At 59.8% G+C, this 23031-nt stretch carries 19 protein-coding genes and 2 tRNA genes; 1 reads left to right on the top strand and 20 read right to left on the bottom strand.

Features of this window, described 5'->3' with window-relative positions; genetic code table 11:
• Positions 1-117: 117 nt before the first annotated feature.
• The 13 genes from truB to rlmE all read right to left on the bottom strand — a co-directional run bounded on the left by truB (position 118) and on the right by rlmE (position 12739).
• Positions 118-1035 (bottom strand): tRNA pseudouridine(55) synthase TruB, encoded by a 918-nt coding sequence (gene truB, locus ACMTA2_RS05240; protein WP_057450933.1) that lies wholly within the window; start codon positions 1033-1035, stop codon positions 118-120.
• 3 nt (positions 1036-1038) lie between these two features.
• On the bottom strand, positions 1039-1440 hold the full coding sequence (gene rbfA, locus ACMTA2_RS05235; protein WP_413794004.1) for a 30S ribosome-binding factor RbfA: 402 nt from the start codon (positions 1438-1440) through the stop codon (positions 1039-1041).
• Between the two features lie 160 nt (positions 1441-1600).
• Positions 1601-4120, bottom strand: coding sequence for a translation initiation factor IF-2 (infB, locus tag ACMTA2_RS05230; RefSeq protein ID WP_413794003.1), 2520 nt, complete (start codon positions 4118-4120; stop codon positions 1601-1603).
• Positions 4121-4147: 27 nt separating this feature from the next.
• Entirely contained in the window at positions 4148-5629 is a 1482-nt protein-coding gene (nusA, locus tag ACMTA2_RS05225) for a transcription termination factor NusA (protein ID WP_003177868.1), read from the bottom strand.
• A gap of 59 nt (positions 5630-5688) precedes the next feature.
• Positions 5689-6147, bottom strand: a complete 459-nt coding sequence (gene rimP, locus ACMTA2_RS05220) for a ribosome maturation factor RimP (protein WP_053118762.1) — start codon at positions 6145-6147, stop codon at positions 5689-5691.
• Between the two features lie 140 nt (positions 6148-6287).
• Positions 6288-6364 (bottom strand) — tRNA-Met (locus ACMTA2_RS05215).
• A gap of 97 nt (positions 6365-6461) precedes the next feature.
• Positions 6462-6547, bottom strand: a tRNA-Leu gene (locus ACMTA2_RS05210).
• A gap of 21 nt (positions 6548-6568) precedes the next feature.
• Positions 6569-6952, bottom strand: a complete 384-nt coding sequence (gene secG, locus ACMTA2_RS05205; protein WP_413795592.1) for a preprotein translocase subunit SecG — start codon at positions 6950-6952, stop codon at positions 6569-6571.
• A 4-nt stretch (positions 6953-6956) separates the two neighbouring features.
• Positions 6957-7712, bottom strand: a complete 756-nt coding sequence (tpiA, locus tag ACMTA2_RS05200; RefSeq protein WP_413794002.1) for a triose-phosphate isomerase — start codon at positions 7710-7712, stop codon at positions 6957-6959.
• A gap of 66 nt (positions 7713-7778) precedes the next feature.
• A complete protein-coding gene (gene glmM, locus ACMTA2_RS05195) occupies positions 7779-9116 on the bottom strand; it encodes a phosphoglucosamine mutase (RefSeq protein ID WP_413794001.1) in 1338 nt (445 codons plus the stop codon).
• A gap of 16 nt (positions 9117-9132) precedes the next feature.
• Positions 9133-9984, bottom strand: coding sequence for a dihydropteroate synthase (folP, locus tag ACMTA2_RS05190; RefSeq protein WP_413794000.1), 852 nt, complete (start codon positions 9982-9984; stop codon positions 9133-9135).
• An 8-nt stretch (positions 9985-9992) separates the two neighbouring features.
• Entirely contained in the window at positions 9993-11906 is a 1914-nt protein-coding gene (gene ftsH, locus ACMTA2_RS05185; protein ID WP_053118351.1) for an ATP-dependent zinc metalloprotease FtsH, read from the bottom strand.
• Positions 11907-12106: 200 nt separating this feature from the next.
• A complete protein-coding gene (gene rlmE / locus ACMTA2_RS05180; RefSeq protein ID WP_003177853.1) occupies positions 12107-12739 on the bottom strand; it encodes a 23S rRNA (uridine(2552)-2'-O)-methyltransferase RlmE in 633 nt (210 codons plus the stop codon).
• 105 nt (positions 12740-12844) lie between these two features.
• Here rlmE and ACMTA2_RS05175 point away from each other — a divergent pair, with 105 nt between their 5' ends.
• Positions 12845-13153 carry a YhbY family RNA-binding protein gene (locus ACMTA2_RS05175; protein WP_413793999.1) on the top strand — a complete coding sequence of 103 codons (309 nt, stop codon included), beginning with the start codon at positions 12845-12847 and terminating at the stop codon, positions 13151-13153.
• Positions 13154-13163: 10 nt separating this feature from the next.
• On the opposite strand, the gene ACMTA2_RS05170 is transcribed toward ACMTA2_RS05175, so the two are convergent.
• From ACMTA2_RS05170 to dnaK, 7 genes are all read right to left on the bottom strand, one after another.
• A complete protein-coding gene (locus ACMTA2_RS05170) occupies positions 13164-13568 on the bottom strand; it encodes an MFS transporter (protein WP_413793998.1) in 405 nt (134 codons plus the stop codon).
• A 28-nt stretch (positions 13569-13596) separates the two neighbouring features.
• Positions 13597-14073, bottom strand: a complete 477-nt coding sequence (greA, locus tag ACMTA2_RS05165) for a transcription elongation factor GreA (protein ID WP_030139783.1) — start codon at positions 14071-14073, stop codon at positions 13597-13599.
• Between the two features lie 2 nt (positions 14074-14075).
• Positions 14076-17297 carry a carbamoyl-phosphate synthase large subunit gene (gene carB / locus ACMTA2_RS05160; protein WP_413793997.1) on the bottom strand — a complete coding sequence of 1074 codons (3222 nt, stop codon included), beginning with the start codon at positions 17295-17297 and terminating at the stop codon, positions 14076-14078.
• Positions 17298-17402: 105 nt separating this feature from the next.
• A complete protein-coding gene (carA, locus tag ACMTA2_RS05155; protein WP_413793996.1) occupies positions 17403-18539 on the bottom strand; it encodes a glutamine-hydrolyzing carbamoyl-phosphate synthase small subunit in 1137 nt (378 codons plus the stop codon).
• 255 nt (positions 18540-18794) lie between these two features.
• The gene (gene dapB, locus ACMTA2_RS05150) at positions 18795-19601 is read right to left on the bottom strand and encodes a 4-hydroxy-tetrahydrodipicolinate reductase (protein ID WP_413793995.1); all 807 of its coding nucleotides are present in this window, start codon (positions 19599-19601) and stop codon (positions 18795-18797) included.
• 9 nt (positions 19602-19610) lie between these two features.
• Positions 19611-20735, bottom strand: coding sequence for a molecular chaperone DnaJ (gene dnaJ / locus ACMTA2_RS05145; RefSeq protein WP_413793994.1), 1125 nt, complete (start codon positions 20733-20735; stop codon positions 19611-19613).
• Between the two features lie 320 nt (positions 20736-21055).
• On the bottom strand, positions 21056-23008 hold the full coding sequence (gene dnaK, locus ACMTA2_RS05140; RefSeq protein ID WP_413795591.1) for a molecular chaperone DnaK: 1953 nt from the start codon (positions 23006-23008) through the stop codon (positions 21056-21058).
• Positions 23009-23031 lie beyond the last annotated feature (23 nt).

Genomic DNA, 23031 nt, shown 5'->3' with positions numbered 1-23031 from the left:
GTTTCAAGGAAACAGCTTCAACAGGCCAGGGACAAATCCCTGTATCTATAAATGAGTAGTGACCGTGCCTGTTAACAGCCACACTCGCCAACCTGCTGTTACGCAGGCTGGTTCCGGTCATTCCGACCGAATCAGTCGACGCGGCGCAATACGCCCGTCTTCGCTCACTTCACCGATACCGATGAAGCGACCGTTGTGATCCTGTACCCGGACCATGCCGAACTTCGGCGCGTCCGGGGCACGTACCGGCTGGCCGTTGAGCCAGTAGAACGCGCTGTGTTCCGAGAACTGCAAGAGCGGCCAATCCAGCAAGCCGCTGTCCGATGGCATCAGGAAACGGTCGACCGCTTCGTTGCCGCCTTCGGCATGCACCGCTTCGAGCTCTTCCAGCGTGACCGTCTGGGCCAACGTGAAAGGCCCGGCCTGGGTCCGTCGCAATTCTGCCACGTACGCGCCACAACCGAGCTGCTCACCGATATCCTCCACCAGGGTCCGGATATAGGTACCTTTGCTGCAATCCACGGCCAGCCGCGCAGTATTACCGTCAAAGGCCAGCAATTCCAAGCGCGCAATAGTAACAGAACGCGGTTCACGCTCCACTACTTCGCCTGCACGGGCCAGTTTATACAACGGCTGCCCATCGCGCTTCAAAGCGGAGTACATCGGCGGTATCTGGCTGATTTGCCCACGAAATCTGGGCAATACCGCTTCGATATCCGCCTGACCAACGGTCACCGGGCGCTCCAGCAAAACCTCACCTTCGGCATCCGCCGTGGTGGTGGTCTTGCCCAGTTGCGCCAGGGTTTCATAACCCTTGTCGGAGTCGAGCAGGTACTGGGAGAACTTGGTCGCCTCGCCAAAGCACAGTGGCAGCACGCCGGTGGCCAGCGGATCGAGACTACCGGTGTGCCCCGCCTTTTCGGCATTGAGCAGCCAGCGAACCTTCTGCAACGCCGCGTTGGAGGTGAACCCCAGCGGCTTGTCGAGCAGGATGATACCGCTGACGTTACGACGGATGCGTTTGACCTGAGCCACCGATTACTCCTTGGCGTCTTCGGGTTCAGCCGCAACCGGGTGCTGGCTGTCTTCCGCCACCGCGCGCTCGATCAGTGCCGACAGATGCGCACCCCGTGCGACGCTTTCGTCGTAGTGGAAGTGCAACTGCGGGACACTGCGCAGCTTCATCTCCCGGGCCAATTGCATGCGCAGGAAGCCGGCTGCCGAGTTGAGCACCTTGATGCTCTGGGCGATGTCTTCGGCGCTGTCCTGGCCCATCACGGTGATGAAGATCTTGGCGTGACCGACGTCACGGCTGACTTCCACTGCGGTAATGGTGACCAGGCCGACGCGCGGGTCTTTGACTTCGCGACGGATCAGTTGGGCCAGCTCACGCTGCATCTGATCGCCGATTCGTTGGGTGCGGCTGTATTCTTTTGCCATGTCTTGTTACCTGTTACTGCCCCACGGTGAAACCCGCGAGGTCTGAAAGCGGCAAACGCCCGGCCTGGCAAAAAGCCAGACCGGGCGTTGCGTTTAGAGTCCGTCCGCGAAGCAGCCCATGTTCATGCGGCTGCCCGGTACGGCTCTTGAAGTGCGCGAGTTAGAGGCTGCGAGCAACCTGGACCTTCTCGAAGACTTCGATCTTGTCGCCGACCTTGACGTCGTTGTAGCTCTTGACGCCAATACCGCATTCCATGCCGGCACGTACTTCGGAAGCGTCATCCTTGAAGCGACGCAGGGATTCCAGCTCGCCTTCGAAGATCACGATGTCTTCACGCAGTACACGGATCGGACGGTTACGGTGAACAACACCCTCGATCACCATGCAACCGGCGATGGCACCAAACTTCGGCGAACGGAACACGTCGCGAACTTCGGCAACACCCAGGATGTTCTCCCGGACGTCGCTGCCCAGCATACCGGTCAACGCTTTCTTGACGTCTTCGATGATGTCGTAGATCACGTTGTAGTAACGCATGTCCAGGCCTTCCTGCTCGACGATCTTGCGAGCGCCAGCATCGGCACGCACGTTGAAGCCGAACAGTACAGCGTTGGAAGCCAGTGCCAGGTTGGCGTCGGATTCGGTGATACCACCGACACCGCCACCGACCACACGCACTTGCACTTCGTCGTTACCCAGGCCATTCAAGGCGCCGTTCAACGCTTCCAGGGAACCACGGACGTCGGATTTGAGGACGATGTTGAGCGTCTTCTTCTCTTCCTGACCCATGTTCTCGAAGATGTTTTCCAGCTTGCCGGCGTGAGCGCGAGCCAGTTTGACTTCGCGGAACTTGCCTTGACGGAACAGAGCCACTTCACGGGCTTTCTTCTCGTCAGCCACCACGCTCATCTCGTCGCCAGCATCCGGAGTGCCGTCCAGGCCGAGGATTTCGACCGGGATAGCCGGACCCGCTTCCTTGATAGGCTTGCCGTTCTCGTCGAGCATGGCGCGCACGCGGCCATAGTTCGAGCCGACCAGCACCATGTCGCCTTGACGCAGCGTACCGTCCTGGACCAGGACAGTCGCCACCGGGCCACGGCCCTTGTCGAGGCGCGATTCAACGACCACACCACGACCAGGCGCCGAAGGCGTAGCGGTCAGTTCCAGAACCTCGGCTTGCAACAGAACAGCTTCGAGCAGTTCGTCGACGCCGGTACCCATCTTCGCCGAGACCGGAACGAATGGAGTGTCACCACCCCACTCTTCGGAGGTCACGCCGTGGACCGACAGCTCGCTGCGGATGCGATCGAGATCGGCGCCCGGCTTATCGATCTTGTTCACTGCAACCACCAGCGGCACGCCAGCTGCCTGGGCATGCTGAACAGCTTCGATGGTTTGCGGCATAACGCCGTCGTCCGCTGCAACCACCAGGATCACGATGTCGGTCGCCTTGGCACCACGGGCACGCATCGCGGTAAACGCGGCGTGACCCGGGGTATCGAGGAACGTCACCATGCCACGGTCGGTTTCAACGTGGTAGGCACCGATGTGCTGGGTAATACCGCCCGCTTCACCGGCCGCCACCTTCGCACGACGAATATAGTCGAGCAGGGACGTTTTACCGTGGTCGACGTGGCCCATGACGGTCACGACCGGTGCACGGGAAACTGCCTCGCCTTCAAACTTCAGGGACTCGGCCAGGGAATCTTCCAGGGCGGTGTCGCTGACCAGGGTCACTTTGTGGCCCAGCTCTTCAGCAACCAGTTGGGCAGTTTCCTGGTCCAGTACCTGGTTGATGGTGGCTGGCGTACCCAGCTTGAACATGAACTTGATGATTTCGGCAGCCTTGACCGACATCTGCTGGGCCAGATCGCCCACAGTGATGGTCTCGCCGATCTTCACTTCACGCACGACAGGGCCGGTAGGGCTCTGGAAACCGTGGGCGTTGCGCTTCTTCAGCTTGGCCTTGCCGCGACCGCCGCGACGGAAGCCATCGCTTTCCTCGTCGGTGGTACGTGGCGCGACACGAGGTGCCGGTGCCTTTTCCTTGACCGAAGCACGATGAGGCGCGTTCTTGCGCTCGCCATCGCCACTGCCACGACGGTTGTCGTCGGCACGTGGCTTGTCTGGACGACGCTGTTCGTCGCGCTTGCGAGTGTCGGCTGGCGCCGGCGCAGGTGCCACGACGGGTGCCGCCTCGCGCACAGGTTCGGCGACCGGGGCAACAGCCTCGACGGCTTCTACCGGAGCGGCTTGCGCAGCAGCAGGCTGGCGGCGCGCTTCTTCTTCGGCGCGACGCTTGGCTTCTTCTTCAGCCTTCTGACGAGCAGCATTTTCTACTGCGCGACGTTCTTCCTGTTCGCGTTTGCGCTCGGCTTCGATTTCTTCCGGGCTGCGTTGTACGAAGACTTTCTTCTTGCGAACTTCAACGCTGATGCTTTTGCTACCGGCAACACGCAGGGTGCTGGTGGTTTTACGCTGCAGCGTGATCTTGCGCGGTTCTTCCACTTTTGCCTTGTGACTGCTCTTCAAGTGAGTCAGCAGGGACTGCTTCTCACTGTCGGTCACATGTTCCTCGGCGGCGGTGTGCGGCAGACCTGCCTCACGCATCTGCTGCAACAGGCGCTCTACCGGTGTTTTGACCTCATCGGCCAGTTGTTTCACCGTGACTTGCGTCATGCACTTCTCTCCTCAGGCCGCGCCTAATTACTCGAACCAGTGGGCTCGGGCGGCCATGATCAACTTGCCGGCACGATCATCGTCAATGCCGTCGATGTCGAGCAGATCGTCAATAGACTGCTCGGCCAGGTCTTCGCGGGTAATTACGCCGCGCACCGCCAGTTCCATCGCCAAATCCTTGTCCATGCCCTCAAGCGAGAGCAGGTCTTCGGCCGGATGGGCGTCTGCCAGCTTTTCCTCAGTAGCGATGGCTTTGGTCAACAAACGATCCTTGGCCCGAGCGCGAAGCTCGTTGACGATCTCCTCGTCAAAGCCGTCGATGTTGAGCATTTCCTCCACCGGTACGTAGGCAATCTCTTCCAGGCTGGTAAAGCCTTCATCCACCAGCACCTGTGCCAGCTCCTCATCGACTTCAAGCTCTTCGATGAAGTTGCGCAGGATGTCGCCAGTTTCAGCTTGCTGTTTAGCCTGGATGTCCGATTCGGTCATCACGTTCAGGGTCCAGCCAGTCAATTGGCTGGCCAGACGCACGTTCTGACCACCGCGACCGATGGCCTGAGCCAGATTGTCTGCGCCAACGGCGATGTCCATGGCGTGGGCATCTTCGTCGACGATAATTGCCGCCACTTCAGCAGGCGACATGGCATTGATCACGAACTGAGCCGGGTTGTCGTCCCACAGGACGATGTCCACGCGCTCACCGCCCAACTCGCCGGATACGGCCTGGACACGCGAACCACGCATGCCGATGCAGGCACCTTGCGGGTCGATGCGCTTGTCCTTGGAGCGGACCGCGATCTTGGCACGCGAACCCGGATCACGGGAGGCGGCCATGACTTCGATCAGGCCTTCAGCAATTTCCGGCACTTCGATGCGGAACAACTCGATCAGCATTTCCGGCGCGGTACGCGACAGGATCAACTGCGGGCCGCGGTTCTCGGTGCGGATTTCCTTGAGCAGCGCACGCAAACGCACGCCAACCCGGAAAGTTTCGCGAGAAATGATGTCTTCGCGGGCCAGCAACGCTTCGGCGTTGTTGCCCAGGTCGACGATCACGTTGTCGCGGGTCACTTTTTTCACGGTGCCGGAGATGATTTCCCCCAGGCGCTCGCGATAAGCGTCGACGACTTGCGCGCGCTCGGCTTCGCGAACTTTCTGCACAATGACCTGCTTGGCGGTCTGTGCAGCGATACGACCGAATTCAATGGACTCGATTTTTTCTTCGACGACATCACCCACCTTGGCGCCCGGGTGCGTTTCCGCAACCTTGCTCGGCCAGGTTTCGATAGCCGGATCGTCCAGGTCGGCTTCCTCGACTACCGTCCAGCGACGGAAAGTCTCGTAGGCACCGGTGTGGCGATTGATTTCCACACGCAAATCAACTTCGTCTTCAAACCGCTTCTTGGTAGCAGTGGCCAGGGCCAGCTCCAGCGCTTCAAAAATAACGTTAGCCGGTACGCCCTTTTCATTGGATACCGACTCAACAACCAGCAGTACTTCTTTGCTCATCGTACGCCTCGCCTTTCGCAAGCCATTGGATCCGCGGGATCCGCAGTATCTGGCACGTATCAGTCAAAACTGGGAATAATGTTGGCCTTGTCGATCATATCGATCGGCAACAGGAACTCGTGGTCGTCTACCTGCACCACGACGTCCTGCTCTTCTACACCGCGCAGAAGGCCTTGGAAGTTGCGTCGACCTTCGAAAGGCGAGCGCAGCTTGATCTTCACTTGTTCACCGGCAAACAGAGCGAACTGTTCAAGTGTGAACAGGGGGCGCTCCATGCCAGGCGAGGAAACTTCAAGGGTGTATTCGGAGGTGATTGGATCTTCAACATCCAGTACACCGCTGATCTGACGGCTGACGATGGCGCAATCGTCCACCAGTACGCCGCCTTCCTTATCGATATAAACGCGCAACAGTGAGTGGCGACCTTGAGCCGAAAACTCAATACCCCAGCATTCATAGCCAAGGGCCACGACCACCGGGGCCAACAAGGCCTGCAACTGTTCTAGCTTGCTCGACACCTGAACCCCCTCGTGCATGTTTGTGCATGCTGTGCAAATAAAAAAAAATGGGCGAATCGCCCATCCCTGAAACGCCGTCGAACAGCGGCGTTATAAAGTGTCCAGCTAACAAAAAGCCCCTTGGAAGGGGCCCCTGAAACTGGTTGCGGGAGCCGGATTTGAACCGACGACCTTCGGGTTATGAGCCCGACGAGCTACCAGACTGCTCCATCCCGCGACAAAGCTGGGGCGGAAGTATACGACCGATCCCTTACAGGGTCAATGTAACCCTTCCACCTACAAGAAAGCCCGCAATCGCGGGCTCTCCTGATAATTGGTACCGAGAAGGGGACTCGAACCCCTACACCCTATGGGCACAACCACCTCAAGGTTGCGTGTCTACCAATTCCACCACCTCGGCAATACAGCGTTTGAAACCTTCTTACTTCTGCTCTTGAGCTGGAGGTACGTCAGTCGCCGGAGTGGCCGACTGTTGCTCTTGAAGCACCGGGACATCATCAGAAGCCGGTTGTTGCTTTGGCGCTTCCAGTACCGCTGGGTTTGGCAAACCTACTTGAGTCAGCTCGTGAGCTTTCTCTTTAGCAAAGTAACCTAACCCTAAGCTGGTTATGAAGAAACCGGCGGCAAGTATAGCAGTAAACTTACTAAGAAAGGTAGAGGAACCTTGGCTTCCGAACACAGTATTTGAAGCACCTGCTCCGAAAGACGCACCAGCATCCGCACCTTTACCCTGCTGCAGCAATACGAGAGCAACTACGCCCAGTGCACCCAGCAGATGAAAAACGACTACGACTGTTTCCAGCATTTTTTCAGTTTCCCGCGGCGCGACAGATCGCACCGAACTCATCTGCATTCAGGGACGCTCCACCAATGAGCCCCCCATCGATATCCGGCATGCCGAACAGTTCGGCCGCATTGGCCGCCTTCACGCTGCCGCCGTATAGAAGCCGCACACCTCGTGCCACTTCAGAATTCTCTTCCGCCAACTGAGCACGGATGGCTGCGTGCACATCCTGCGCCTGTTGTGGCGAAGCCGTCAGCCCGGTACCAATGGCCCAGACCGGCTCGTAAGCAATGACTGCCTTTGCAAAAGCACCGACACCCAGGTCTTCGATGATGCTGCCCAGCTGACGCCCGACAACCTCAAGGGTCTTGCCGGCTTCACGCTGTTCAAGGGTTTCCCCTATGCACAGCACCGGAATCAAACCACAGGCCTGGGCCGCTGCAAACTTGCGGATCAAGGTCTTGTCCTGCTCGCCCATGATCTGGCGACGCTCGGAATGCCCGACCAGAACCAGGGAACAACCCGCATCCACCAATTGACTCGGCGCAATCTCACCGGTCAATGCACCTTGCATGGATTCCACCGCAGAGTTCTGCGCGCCGACCGAAATCGACTTACCCTTCAAGCCATCAATCACTTGATTGATATACAAGCAAGGCGGGAATACCGCGACATCAACACCGCTTGGCAAGGCCAGATGACGAAGGCCATTGATCAGCTCAGCGACGCTGGCGCGGGTACCGTGCATCTTCCAGTTACCAGCTACCATAGGGCGACGCATGCTGTACCTCGTCGGTCAAAGTGGGCGCAGATGTTACCCAACCGATTCATGACTGGCAAGCCGAATTCAGGCAGAAACTTCAGTAACCAGTTTTGCCAGCTCTTCGGCATAACCGCGAACTTGCGCTTCATCCTCGCCTTCGACCATGACACGCACCAAAGGCTCAGTGCCGGACTTGCGCAACAACACACGCCCGCGCCCCGCCATCGCCGCTGTCACACCCTCACTGGCCTGCTTGACCTTAGCATGTTCGAGCGGGTTCACACCGCCACCGAAACGCACGTTGATCAACACCTGCGGGCATTTACGCAACGCCTGACGCGACTGTGCGAGCCCTTCGTTACGCGCCTTGAGCGCCATCAGCACCTGCAGGGCCGCAATGATCGCGTCACCGGTGGTGGTATGGTCGAAGCACACGATGTGGCCGGAGTTCTCGCCCCCGATCACCCAATTGCGCTCCAGCAACTCCGAAATCACGTAGCGGTCACCCACGTTGGCCCGCACGAACGGGATGTCCAGGTCCGCCAGGGCCAATTCAAGGCCGAGGTTGCTCATCAACGTGCCGACTACGCCGCCCTGCAGCTTGCCGCGCCCATGCAGGTCGCGAGCGATGATGAACAGCAATTCGTCACCATCGACGACCGTACCGGTGTGGTCCACCATCAAGACCCGATCACCGTCGCCATCGAAGGCAATACCCAGATCGGCCTGCTCGGCCAGCACAGCAGCCTGCAACGCCTCGGTATGGGTGGAGCCGCAATTGTGGTTGATGTTCAGGCCATTAGGCTGGGCGGACAGCACCACCACCTCGGCGCCCAGTTCGCGAAATACGCTCGGCGCGACTTTATAGGTGGCGCCGTGGGCGCAATCGACGACGATTTTCAGGCCGGAAAAACTGGTACCGGTCGGCACGCTGCCTTTGCAGAACTCGATGTAGCGACCGGACGCATCGTTGATCCGCGACACCTTGCCGATCTTGCTCGACTCGACCACCGTCATCGGCGTGTCCAGCAGCTCTTCGATCATCAGCTCGATATCATCCGGCAGCTTGGTGCCCTGGCCGGAGAAGAACTTGATGCCGTTGTCATCATGAGGATTGTGCGAGGCACTGATCACGATGCCTGCCTGGGCCTGGAACGTACGGGTCAGGTAGGCAATGGCCGGCGTCGGCATCGGGCCCAGCAGCATCACGTCGGCGCCCGCCGACGTCAGGCCGGCCTCGAGGGCCGATTCGAACATGTAGCCGGAAATTCGCGTGTCCTTGCCGACCAGTACCTTGCAGGCGCCCATTTTGCGGAACGCCATGCCGGCCGCCCAGCCGAGCTTGAGCATGAAATCAGGGGTAATAGGGTATTCGCCGACCCGACCACGAATACCGTCGGTGCCAAAGTATTTCTTGCTCATAAGTGCTCCGTCATTCTTATTCGGCTGAATCCACAGCTGCAATCATCCGCACGACATCCATCGTTTCAGCTACATCGTGCACGCGCAATATGCGTGCACCTTTACCAAGGGCCAGGGCCGCAAGGGCGAGACCGCCATACAGACGCTCGCCCACCGGGCGGCCCAAGGCATTGCCTATCATGCTCTTTCGCGAGACGCCAACCAACAGCGGCCGACCCAGGGCATGCAAGGCTTCCATGTGTTTGAACAGGCTCAGGTTGTGCGCCAGTGTCTTGGCAAAGCCGAACCCGGGGTCAAGAATGATCCGCTCGGCGGGAATGCCCGCGGCGGCGCACTGATCCAGACGCTCCACCAGGAACTCACCGACCTCCCGGGTCACATCCTCATAGTGCGGGTCATTCTGCATGGTCCCCGGCTCGCCGAGCATATGCATCAGGCACACCGGCAACCCGGTGGCCGCCGCCGCGTCCAGGGCACCATCGCGCCGCAGGGACCGGACATCATTGATCAGGCCCGCCCCCAGCCGCGCAGTCTCGCGCATGACCGCAGGCGTGGACGTATCCACCGAAATAATGACATCGAGTTCGCGATGAATGCGCTCGACAATCGGTGCCACCCGCTCCAGCTCTTCGGTGGGCGAGACCGCGCGCGCACCCGGCCGGGTCGATTCACCACCTACATCGATCAGCGTTGCGCCGGCGGCCACCATGGCCTCGGCGTGCCGCAGCGCAGCATCGAGCTGGCTGAATCGACCGCCATCGGAAAAGGAATCAGGGGTGACATTGAGAATGCCCATGACATGCGCACGGGCCAAATCAAGAACCCGGTTGCCGCAAGGCAACCGGGTCGAGGACTGAACAGAAGTCATTTCAAGCCTTAGACATCAGCGGCCGGACCGCCAATCGGTGTTTCCGGACGCTCGCCTTGCACAGCAGGAGGCGTACCGGACGTACCGGTCCCGCCGCCCGACCAGTCACGCGGTTCGCGAGGCTCGCGACCCGCCATGATGTCGTCGATCTGCTCGGCATCGATGGTTTCGTACTTCATCAGGGCATCGGCCATGGCGTCGAGCTTGTCACGGTTGTCCGTGAGGATCTGCCGGGCAGTGCCATAACATTGGTCGATGATGCTGCGCACTTCGGAATCGATCAGCTTGGCCGTCTCGCCGGAGAAGCTTGCGTGCTGGCCACCGCCACCACGACCGAGGAACACCTCGCCCTCTTCTTCGGCATACATCAGCGGCCCCAGCTTCTCGGACAGGCCCCACTTGGTGACCATGTTCCGGGCGATCTGACTGGCACGCATGATGTCGTTGGATGCCCCCGTGGTCACACCGTCGAAGCCCAGCGTCATCTCTTCAGCGATACGGCCGCCGTACAACGAACAAATCTGGCTGATCAATGCACGCTTGGACAGGCTGTAGCGATCTTCTTCCGGCAGGAACATGGTCACGCCCAAGGCACGACCGCGCGGGATGATCGAGACCTTGTAGACCGGATCATGCTCGGGCACTACACGGCCGACGATCGCATGGCCTGCCTCGTGATACGCGGTGTTCTGCTTTTCCTTCTCCGACATGACCATGGATTTGCGCTCCGCGCCCATCATGATCTTGTCCTTGGCCAGCTCGAACTCTTTCATTTCCACGACGCGCTTGCCGGTACGCGCGGCAAACAGCGACGCTTCGTTGACCAGGTTCGCCAGGTCGGCACCGGAGAAGCCCGGCGTACCCCGCGCGATGACGGCCGGAGCGACATCGTCGCCCATTGGCACCTTGCGCATATGAACCTTGAGGATCTGCTCGCGACCGCGAATGTCCGGCAGCCCCACCACGACCTGGCGGTCGAAACGACCTGGACGCAACAGCGCAGGGTCGAGCACGTCAGGACGGTTGGTGGCGGCGATCACGATGATGCCGTCGTTCATTTCGAAACCGTCCATCTCGACCAGCAACTGGTTGAGGGTCTGTTCGCGCTCGTCGTGACCGCCACCCATGCCGGCGCCACGGTGGCGACCGACGGCGTCGATTTCGTCGATGAAGATGATGCAAGGCGCGTGTTTCTTGGCCTGCTCGAACATGTCGCGGACCCGACTGGCGCCCACGCCGACGAACATTTCGACGAAATCGGAACCGGAAATCGTGAAGAACGGCACCTTGGCTTCACCGGCAATCGCCTTGGCCAGCAAGGTTTTACCGGTACCCGGTGGGCCTACCATCAGCACACCGCGCGGAATACGACCGCCCAGGCGCTGGAACTTGCCCGGGTCACGCAGGAACTCGACCAACTCGCCCACTTCTTCCTTGGCTTCGTCGCAGCCTGCGACGTCGGCCAGGGTGGTTTTCACCTGGTCTTCGGACAACAACCGGGCCTTGCTCTTGCCAAAGCTCATCGGCCCGCCCTTGCCACCGCCGCCGCCCTGCATCTGGCGCATGAAGAACATGAACACCGCGATGATCACCAGGATCGGGAAGCTGGCCACCAGGAGCTGGGTCCAGATGCTTTGCTGCTCGGGCTGCTTACCTTCGACCACGACATGGTTGTCCACCAGGTCGCCAATCAGGCCATTGTCCTGGATTGCCGGACGAATGGTCTTGAAGCTGTCGCCATCGGTGCGCTTGCCGGTAATCACATAGCCATCAACGGCTACGCGCTCGACCTTGCCGTCCTTGACCTGCTGGATAAAGTCGGAATAGTTGAGGGTCTGCGGCTCGTTAGGGCTGGAGAAGTTGTTCATCACGGTCACCAGGACAGCGGCGATGATCAACCACAGGATCAGATTCTTTGCCATATCGTTCAATTAACTACCCTCTGAAGCAAGCTCCGCTACTGGCGCGCGCTTCGCATGATATTCACCGGCCTAACTTACTACATTACCTGCGACTCTGGCAGGCGCCGTCTGTAACCCTTTGTGAAACACTTTCTACACAATATTCGCTAATGCTCACGGGACGAAATACGAAAAACCTATCGCCCCGGTCGAAAAACCTCTTATTCCTCACTGCGACCACGGAAACCACGGCCCAGCAGGTACTGCTCACGGGAGCGATCACGCGATGATTTCGGCTTGCGCGTCGTGACCTTCTCGAACTGCTTGCGTACGCTCTTGTGGTATTCGTCGAAGCCTTCACCCTGGAAGACCTTGATCAAAAAATCACCACCAGGCTTCAACACCCGAGTCGCAAGATCCAGTGCCAACTCGCACAGGAACATCGATCGCGGCATATCAACAGATGCCAATCCACTCATATTGGGGGCCATATCGGAAATCACAAGGTCCACCTCGTTTTTTCCAACCGCTTCAAGGATCTGCGCCAGTACGGCGTCCTCGGTAAAGTCGCCCTGAATGAAGGTCACATCCGGGATGCTGTCCATTTCCAGGATATCGGAAGCGATCAGTGTGCCTTGCCCACCAATCAGACGACTGGTCACTTGGGACCAGCCACCCGGGGCGGCACCCAAGTCGATCACGCTCATGCCTGGACGGATCAAACGGTCTCTTTCCTGAATCTCCAGCAGCTTGTAGCTGGCACGGGAACGATACCCGTCTTTTTGCGCCATTTTCACGAATGGGTCGTTGAAATGCTCTTGCAGCCATTTAAGACTTGTCTTGGAACGGGCCACGGGCCACCTCAAAAATAAAACGGGTCGTGATTAAGTGGGCGGTCCCGGACTTGCTCGGGTAAACTGGCCGCCGCTTTTTACAAGATCAGACGCAGGGGTCAGATTATGCCGCTCACTCAAGAGCAGAAGAAACAATACAAATCCATTGGCCACCATCTGAAACCGGTTTTGACTGTGGCTGACAACGGTTTGACTGAAGGTGTACTCGCCGAACTGGAACGCGCCCTGGGCGATCACGAGCTGATCAAGATCAAGCTCAACATCCTCGATCGCGAAGCCCGCCTGGCTGCCGTCGCCGAACTGTGCAATACCGGCAAGGCAGACCTGGTGCAGGTCATCGGCAAGATGGCGCTGATTTATCGCAAGAACTTCAGCGTCAACAAGCAACTGTCGAACGTTCACCGCTTCAAGTGACGCCAAAGGGTCAAGGGTGTGCCTCGCACACCCTGCCGCTCCACCCGGGAACCGGCTGCAACGCCAGCAGCAAACCGGAAAACCCCAGTACCAGGTAACTGAACACCTGCCATTGGCTCGCCTCTGGCCAGCCGAGATGCACGGCAAAGAACATCCCGCACGCATACAACGACATGAGCAGCAATTGCCCACGAATGTCGCGCCATAGACCGGCAAGGCCCTCGGCCTGAACCAGCACCAACGCCTGGAACATCACGCACGCCGCGGCAAACCCCACCAGCAGCGCCGTCAGCATGCTTGCGATTTCATCGATGAGCAGCGGTGCCAGGCCCACTCGACCCAGCACCGGCAGCAAACCAATGTGCAGCAACCAGACGCCGCCCACCCATAACATCTGGGTGAGCTGCCAGATCATGGCGCCGGCGCGTAGCGGGCGCCTTCGCTCAGATGTGACGGACTTCGACAATCTCATACTCGATGACACCACCCGGTGTCTTCACCGCCACCACATCACCCTCTTCCTTGGCAATCAAGGCGCGAGCAATGGGTGAACCGACGGAAATCTTGCCGAGCTTGATGTCTGCCTCGTCCTCGCCAACGATCTGGTAAGTCACGCTTTCATCGGTCTCGACGTTGGCGATTTCCACCGTGGTGCCGAAAATGACCTTGCCGGTATGCGGGATCGTCGTGACATCGATGATCACCGCATTCTGCATGCGGCCCTCGATGTCACGGACACGCGCCTCGACCATCCCCTGCTCCTCTCGGGCAGCGTGGTATTCGGCGTTTTCCTTGAGATCGCCCAGCTCGCGCGCTTCACCAATGGCCTGGCTCAAGCGCGGGCGCTCGACCTTGGTCAGGAAAGCGTGCTCTTCTTCCAGGGCCTTCGCGCCCTGAACAGTCATCGGATACTTGGTTATGCTCATGCCTTCAATCCTGCATGTAGATCCTGCAAGCGACGTACGGTCTTCTCGGGACCGAACTTGAGCGCTTCACAGATCGCTTCGCCTGCCGCAATGGTCGTGGTGCAGTAGATCTTGTGCTGCAGCGCATTGCGACGAATGGAGTAGGAATCGGCGATCGATTGACGACCTTCGGTGGTGTTGATGATCAGCGTGACTTCGTCATTCTTGATCATGTCGACCACATGCGGACGCCCCTCGGTCACCTTGTTCACGCGGCGCACCTTCAGGCCTGCGGCTTCAATCAGCTTGGCAGTACCGGCGGTGGCGACCACCTCGAAGCCCAAGTTGATCAGATCACGGGCTACGCCCGCAACCAGTGGCTTGTCGTCATCACGCACGCTGATGAACGCCGTGCCGCCAGTCGGCAACACTTCGCTGGCACCCATCTGGGCCTTGGCGAACGCCTCACCGAAGGTATCGCCCACACCCATCACTTCACCGGTGGACTTCATTTCCGGGCCGAGGATCGGGTCCACGCCAGGGAATTTGGCAAACGGGAACACCGCCTCTTTCACGCTGTAGAAGTTCGGAATGATCTCCTTGGTGAAACCCAGCTCTTTCAAGGTTTTGCCCGCCATGACCCGCGCCGCGATCATCGCCAGGGAAACACCGATGCACTTGGAAACGAACGGTACGGTCCGGGACGCGCGCGGGTTGACTTCGATGACGTAGATGTCCTCGCCCTGCAGGGCCAGTTGTACGTTCATCAGGCCGACGACGCCCAGCTCCAGGGCCATTTTCTTGACCTGCTCGCGCATCTCGTCCTGGATGTGCGCCGGCAACGAGTAAGGCGGCAGCGAACAGGCGGAGTCACCGGAGTGAACACCGGCTTGCTCGATGTGCTGCATGATCGCGCCGATCACCACGTCCTTGCCGTCACTGACCGCGTCCACGTCCATTTCGATGGCGCAGTTGAGGAAGTGATCCAGCAGCACCGGACTGTCGTTGGAGACCTGGACCGCTTCGCGCAGGTAGCGCTTGAGCTCGTCTTCCTGATAGACGATTTCCATCGCACGGCCGCCCAGGACATAGGACGGACGCACTACCAGCGGGTAGCCGATCTTGGCGGCGGCACGAATCGCTTCGTCTTCGCTGCGCACGGTGGCGTTTGGCGGCTGGCGCAGGTTCAGGCGCTCGACCATCTGCTGGAAGCGCTCACGGTCTTCGGCGCGGTCGATCGCATCCGGGCTGGTGCCGATAATCGGCACGCCAGCGGCTTCCAGGGCGCGAGCCAGTTTCAGCGGGGTCTGGCCACCGTACTGGACGATCACGCCTTTTGGCTTCTCGACGCGGACGATTTCCAGCACGTCTTCCAGGGTCACTGGCTCGAAGTACAGGCGATCGGAGGTGTCGTAGTCGGTGGACACGGTTTCCGGGTTGCAGTTGACCATGATGGTCTCGTAACCGTCGTCGCGCAGGGCCAGTGCCGCGTGTACGCAGCAGTAGTCGAACTCGATGCCCTGGCCGATCCGGTTAGGACCGCCACCCAGGATCATGATCTTGTCCCGGGTCGATGGCGCGGCTTCGCACTCTTCTTCGTACGTGGAGTACAGGTAGGCGGTGTCGGTGGCGAACTCGGCCGCGCAAGTGTCGACGCGCTTGTAGACCGGGAACACTTCCAGCTTGTGGCGATGCGTGCGCAAGCTCTTCTCGGTCACACCCAGCAGCTTGGCCAGGCGCATGTCGGAGAAGCCTTTGCGCTTGAGGCGGAACATGGTGTCGCGGTCGATGCTGGACATGCCCAGGGTCTTGACCTTCTCTTCTTCCTTGATCAGATCTTCGATCTGCACCAGGAACCAAGGGTCGATCATGTTCATGCCGAAGATCTGCTCGACGGTCATGCCGGCGCGGAAGGCATCGGCCACGTACCAGATACGCTCGGCACCCGGCACGGTCAGCTCGCGCTTGAGCTCGCTCATGCTCTCAGGGTTGCTCAGGTCCAATTTCGGATCGAGGCCGCAGACACCCACTTCCAGGCCGCGAAGGGCTTTCTGCAGGGATTCCTGGAAGGTCCGGCCGATGGCCATGACTTCACCGACCGATTTCATCTGGGTGGTCAGGCGGGCGTCAGCCTTGGCGAACTTCTCGAAGGCGAAGCGTGGCAGCTTGGTGACGACGTAGTCGATGGACGGTTCGAAGGACGCCGGGGTCTTGCCGCCGGTGATGTCGTTCGACAGCTCGTCCAGGGTGTAGCCTACGGCCAGCTTGGCAGCGACCTTGGCAATCGGGAAACCGGTGGCCTTGGAAGCCAGGGCCGACGAACGGGATACCCGCGGGTTCATCTCGATGACCACCATGCGACCGGTGTTCGGGCAGATGCCGAACTGGACGTTGGAGCCGCCGGTTTCCACACCGATCTCCCGCAGTACCGCCAGGGAGGCGTTACGCAGGATCTGGTATTCCTTGTCGGTCAGGGTCTGGGCCGGTGCGACGGTGATCGAGTCACCGGTGTGCACGCCCATCGGGTCAAAGTTTTCGATGGAGCAGACGATGATGCAGTTGTCCTTTTTGTCGCGGACAACTTCCATTTCATATTCTTTCCAACCGATCAGGGATTCGTCGATCAGCAGTTCCTTGGTCGGCGACAAGTCGAGACCACGGGCGCAGATTTCTTCGAACTCTTCACGGTTGTAGGCGATGCCGCCACCGGTGCCGCCCATGGTGAAGGACGGACGGATGATGCACGGGAAGCCAAGGCGTTCCAGGACGGCATTGGCCTCTTCCATGCTGTGGGCGATGCCCGAGCGTGGGCAGTCCAGGCCGATGGATTTCATCGCCTTGTCGAAGCGCGAACGGTCTTCGGCCTTGTCGATGGTGTCGGCGTTGGCGCCGATCATTTCCACACCGAATTTTTCCAGGACGCCTTCGCGCTCCAGGTCCAGGGCGCAGTTCAGCGCAGTCTGGCCACCCATGGTCGGCAGCAGTGCGTCCGGGCGTTCCTTCTCGATGATCTTGGCAACGGTCTGCCACTTGATCGGCTCGATGTAGGTGGCGTCGGCCATGGCCGGGTCGGTCATGATCGTGGCGGGGTTGGAGTTCACCAGGATGACGCGGTAACCCTCTTCGCGCAGGGCTTTACAGGCCTGGGCGCCGGAGTAGTCGAACTCGCAGGCCTGGCCGATCACGATCGGGCCAGCGCCGAGAATCAGGATGCTTTTTATGTCTGTACGTTTTGGCATGGGTTTGTCACTCAAATCCGCAGGTCAGTCGGCTAGGCCGTCGAACAATCTTTGAAGCGCCCGAGGGGGCCGCCGTGCTCGGGGCCGCCCTCGGGCTTCACGCGGTTAGCGTCGCTTGGCCATCTCGTTGATGAAGCGATCGAACAGCGGCGCCACATCGTTCGGGCCAGGGCTCGCTTCAGGGTGGCCCTGGAAGCTGAACGCGCTCTTGTCGGTCCGCTCGATACCTTGCAGCGTGCCGTCGAACAGCGATTTGTGGATCGCACGCACGTTGGCCGGCAATGTCGCTTCATCCACCGCGAAACCGTGGTTCTGGCTGGTGATCATCACGACGCCGGTATCCAGGTCCTGCACCGGGTGGTTGGCACCGTGGTGGCCGTGACCCATTTTCAAGGTCTTGGCGCCCGAAGCCAGAGCCAGCAGTTGGTGACCGAGGCAGATGCCGAACACCGGGATCTCGGTTTCCAGCACGTCCTTGATCGCCTGGATCGCGTAGTCGCAAGGCTCCGGGTCACCCGGGCCGTTGGACAGGAACACACCGTCGGGCTTGAGGGCCAGGACGTCGGCGGCCGGGGTCTGGGCCGGCACTACGGTGACGCGGCAACCGCGCTCCACCAGCATGCGCAGGATGTTCAGCTTGACGCCGTAGTCGTAGGCCACGACGTGGTAAGGCAGGTCGGAAGCTTCGATCGTCGCGTGACTGTCAGTCTTCAGGTCCCAGACCGTGGAGCGCCATTCATAGGGCTTCGTGGTGCTGACGACTTTCGCCAGGTCCATGCCCTTGAGGCCAGGGAAGCCCTGGGCAGCGGCAATGGCGGCTTCTTCGGAAATGTTGTCGCCGGCCATGATGCAGCCGTTCTGCGCGCCTTTCTCCCGAAGGATGCGGGTCAGGCGGCGGGTGTCGATACCAGCGATCGCCACGACGTTGTTGGCTTTCAGGTAATCGGACAGGGACATCGTGTTACGCCAGTTGCTCGCTACCAGCGGCAAGTCACGGATGACCAGGCCGGCGGACCAGACACGATCAGACTCGGCGTCTTCCGGCGTGGTACCGGTATTGCCGATGTGCGGGTAAGTCAGGGTAACGATTTGCTGGGCGTAGGAAGGATCGGTAAGAATTTCCTGATAGCCGGTCATTGCGGTGTTAAACACCACCTCACCAACGGTCTGACCGTCGGCTCCAATGGCTTCGCCGCGAAAAATGCTGCCATCAGCAAGGGCGAGTATGGCTGGCTTAGTCAAGAAGACCTCCCGTAAATAAAGCCTGAAAGGGCGATCGCAGGTTGTAAAAAAGCGGAGTGACGTATGGACACGTCACCCCGCTTGTTCACTGAATTATTCTGCGCGCTTTTAGTGGACACACTAAAGCTGTAGCTTACAGAAAAAGGCTTTTTTGGTCCACCGCTAATGAGCCTTAAAGGCAGGAGAATGCGACAGGTCGTCGCGAGGCGGTGTAAAACGGGGCGCAGTATAACCTGAACCCCGCTTTCAATGACATCAACGCAGGTCGAGCACGTCCTGCATGTCGTACAAACCAGGCTCGCGGCCATCCAGCCACAACGCGGCACGTACGGCACCCTTGGCGAAGGTCATCCGGCTGGACGCCTTGTGGGTGATCTCCAGGCGCTCGCCTTCAGTGGCGAACAGCACGGTATGGTCACCCACCACATCGCCACCGCGCACAGTGGCGAAACCGATGGTGTCGCGCTCACGGGCACCGGTATGCCCCTGGCGCCCATACACGGCCACTTCCTGCAGGTCGCGACCCAACGCATCGGCAATCACCTCACCCATGCGCAAGGCTGTTCCCGAAGGCGCGTCGATCTTGTGCCGGTGATGCGCCTCGATGATTTCGATATCCGCATCATCACCCAAGACCCGGGCCGCCATGTCCAGCAGCTTCAGCGACAGGTTCACGCCCACGCTGAAGTTCGCGGCAAACACGATCGGAATGTCCTTGCCCGCATCGGCCAGCAATTGCTTTTGTGCAGCATCCAGCCCCGTCGTACCGATCACCATGGCCTTGCCGTGCTTGCGGCAGATCGCGAGGTTTTTCAGCATCACCTCCGGCAAGGTGAAATCAATCAGTACATCGAACTCGTCGAGCACTTTCTCCAGGCCGCCAGACATCGGCACGCCGATACGTCCCAGCGAAGCCAGCTCGCCCGCATCGGCGCCTACCAGCGTGCTGTCGGGCCGAACGATGGCCGCGGTCAGGCCGGAGAGCGGCGAGCGTTGCTGCACCGCCTCGACCAGCGCCTTGCCCATGCGCCCCGCAGCGCCCATCACAGCTATACGTCGCATGCGAACTCCTTACAGGTCGCCGAAGAAGCGCTTCACGCCTTCGAACCAGCCGGTGGTTTTCGGGGAGTGGCTGTTGTCATCGGCCAGCGAGTTGCGGAACTCTTCCAGCAACTCACGCTGACGTCGACCCAGGTTGACCGGCGTCTCCACCGCTACGCGGCACATCAGGTCACCCGCACCACCGCCACGCACTGGCGCAACGCCTTTGCCACGAATCCGGAATTGCTTGCCGGTCTGCGTGCCTTCGGGGATTTTGAGCTTCACGCGACCGTCGAGGGTCGGGATTTCAAGCTCGCCACCCAAGGCGGCATCGACGAAGCTGATCGGCACTTCGCAGAACAGGTGCTTGCCGTCGCGCTGGAAAATCGCATGCTCGCGCACGTTGATGACCACATACAGGTCGCCAGTCGGGCCGCCCTGGGCACCCGCCTCGCCTTCACCGGACAAACGAATGCGGTCACCGGTGTCGACACCCGCCGGCACTTTGACCGACAGCGTCTTGTACTCTTCGACACGCCCTTCGCCATGGCAGGCGTCGCACGGGTCGGAAATGATCTTGCCTTGGCCATGGCAACGCGGACAGGTCTGCTGGACCGAGAAGAAGCCCTGCTGCATGCGCACCTGGCCGATGCCGCCGCAAGTCGGGCAGGTCACGGGCGAGGAGCCCTTCTTGGCACCCGAGCCATCGCATGGCTTGCAATTGACCAGCGTTGGAACACGAATATTGACGGTAGTACCGCGCACCGCCTCTTCCAGGTTCAGCTCCAGCGTGTAGCGCAGATCACTGCCACGCTGGGCGCCGCCACGGGCACCGCCGCGACCGCCGCCGAAGAAATCGCTGAACACGTCCCCGAAGATATCGGAGAAGTTCTGGCCGCCGAAACCGGCACCGCCGCCGCCCATGCTTGGGTCGACGCCGGCATGACCGTACTGGTCGTAAGCCGCGCGCTTGCTCGAATCGGACAGCACTTCGTAGGCCTCGTTGGCCTCCTTGAACATCTCTTCCGACGCTTTGTCGCCGGGATTACGGTCCGGGTGATGCTTCATCGCCAGGCGACGATAAGCCTTTTTCAGCTCCGCCTCGCTGGCCCCCCGCTCGACACCCAATACTTCGTAAAAATCACGCTTCGCCATTAGTCTTTGCACTCTTATAGGACGTCCGGCAAACCTCTCCTGAACCTTGCCAAACTCGTTGAGCCCCAATACAGGCCCGGACCCAACTCACGTCAATTCAACGATCCTGGTCTTAAACTTTCAGCCAGGTACCCGGCCAAAACGCGGCGCTCATCGCCGGAAAGCAGGAGCATTCCCGAACACACCGCCCGCATCCGAACACTGTCGCATGCTGTAAAAATTCGTTAGCTCCAGACACGCCAACGCGGGAGCAAGCTCCCGCGCGGCGACATCCTACCAGCCACCGCACAAATGCAGTCAACCGGCCGACCAACAAGCGATTACTTGTGGTCTTTCACTTCTTCGAACTCGGCGTCGACGACATCGTCGGCTTTCTCGGCCGATTCGCCTTGCGCAGCCGCGCCTTCGGCAGGCTGAGCCTGTTCGGCGTACATCTTCTGAGCCACGGGCGCGGAGACCTTGGACAACTCTTCGATCTTCGCTTCGATGGCCGCCTTGTCGTCGCCTTTCACGGCAGCTTCCAGGGCAACCACGGCCGCTTCGATGGTGGTTTTCTCTTCCGCGGTCACTTTCTCGCCAGCATCAGCGATCATCTTGCGGGTCGAATGCACCAAGGCGTCGCCCTGGTTGCGAGCACTGGCCAGCTCTTCGAACTTGCGGTCTTCCTCGGCGTTGACTTCAGCATCACGAACCATTTGCTGAATTTCTTCCTCGGACAGGCCGGAGTTGGCCTTGATCACGATCGACTGGGTCTTGCCGGTGGCCTTGTCTTTCGCGCCGACGTGCAGGATGCCGTTGGCGTCGATGTCGAAGGTCACTTCGATTTGTGGCACGCCACGTGGTGCTGGTGGAATCTCGGCCAGGTCGAACTTGCCCAGGGACTTGTTCTGTGCGGCTTGCTTACGCTCACCTTGCAGCACGTGAATGGTCACGGCGCCCTGGTTGTCGTCGGCAGTCGAGAACACTTGGGATTTCTTGGTAGGAATCGTGGTGTTTTTCTCGATCAGCGCGGTCATCACGCCGCCCATGGTTTCGATACCCAGGGTCAGCGGGCTGACGTCGAGCAGCAGAACGTCTTTCACGTCACCGGCCAATACCGCGCCCTGGATAGCAGCACCCATGGCAACAGCTTCGTCAGGGTTGACGTCTTTACGCGCTTCTTTACCGAAGAAATCGGTCACCAACTTCTGAACCAGTGGCATACGGGTCTGACCGCCCACCAGGATCACGTCGTTGATCGAACCAACGTCGATACCGGCGTCTTTCATGGCAATGCGGCAAGGTTCGATGGTGCGCTGAACCAGGTCTTCCACCAGCGCTTCGAGCTTGGCGCGGGAGATTTTTACGTTCAGGTGCTTAGGACCGGTGGCGTCTGCGGTGATGTACGGCAGGTTCACGTCGGTCGACTGGCTGGAGGACAGTTCGATCTTGGCTTTTTCAGCGGCTTCTTTCAGGCGCTGCATGGCCAGCGGGTCACCCTTGAGGTTCATGCCGCTTTCTTTCTTGAACTCGTCGACGAGGTAGTCGATCAGGCGGATGTCGAAGTCTTCACCACCGAGGAACGTGTCACCGTTGGTCGCCAGAACTTCGAACTGGTGCTCACCGTCGACTTCAGCGATCTCGATCACGGAGACGTCGAAGGTACCGCCACCCAGGTCGTAAACGATCACGGTGTGATCGCCCTTGGCCTTGTCCATACCGTAGGCCAGAGCGGCCGCGGTCGGTTCGTTGATGATACGTTTTACGTCCAGGCCCGCGATGCGGCCGGCGTCTTTGGTCGCCTGGCGCTGGCTGTCGTTGAAGTAGGCAGGCACTGTGATAACCGCCTCGGTCACCGCCTCGCCGAGGTAATCTTCGGCGGTTTTCTTCATTTTCTTGAGGATTTCAGCCGAAATCTGTGGCGGTGCCATTTTCTGCCCGTTCACCTCAACCCAGGCGTCGCCGTTGTCAGCCTTGGCGATCTTGTAAGGCACCATCTTGATGTCTTTCTGAACGACTTCTTCGTCGAACTTGCGACCGATCAGACGCTTCACCGCGTACAGGGTGTTGTGCGGATTGGTCACTGCCTGACGCTTGGCCGACTGGCCAACCAGAATTTCGCCATCATTGGCGTACGCGATGATCGACGGCGTGGTACGCGCGCCTTCAGCGTTTTCAATAACCTTGGCCTTGCCGTTTTCCAGCACGGAGACGCACGAGTTGGTGGTCCCCAGGTCGATACCGATAATCTTGCCCATGTTAACTCTCCCGGAACTTGGATTTGGTTGCCGCAGCAGTCGTGGCTAACTGCGGTAGC

The organism is Pseudomonas medicaginis (assembly GCF_965119365.1).
Classification (GTDB): domain Bacteria; phylum Pseudomonadota; class Gammaproteobacteria; order Pseudomonadales; family Pseudomonadaceae; genus Aquipseudomonas.
The sequence above is the reverse complement of the archived record's forward strand: the minus strand, read 5'-3'. Positions and strand labels throughout refer to the sequence as shown.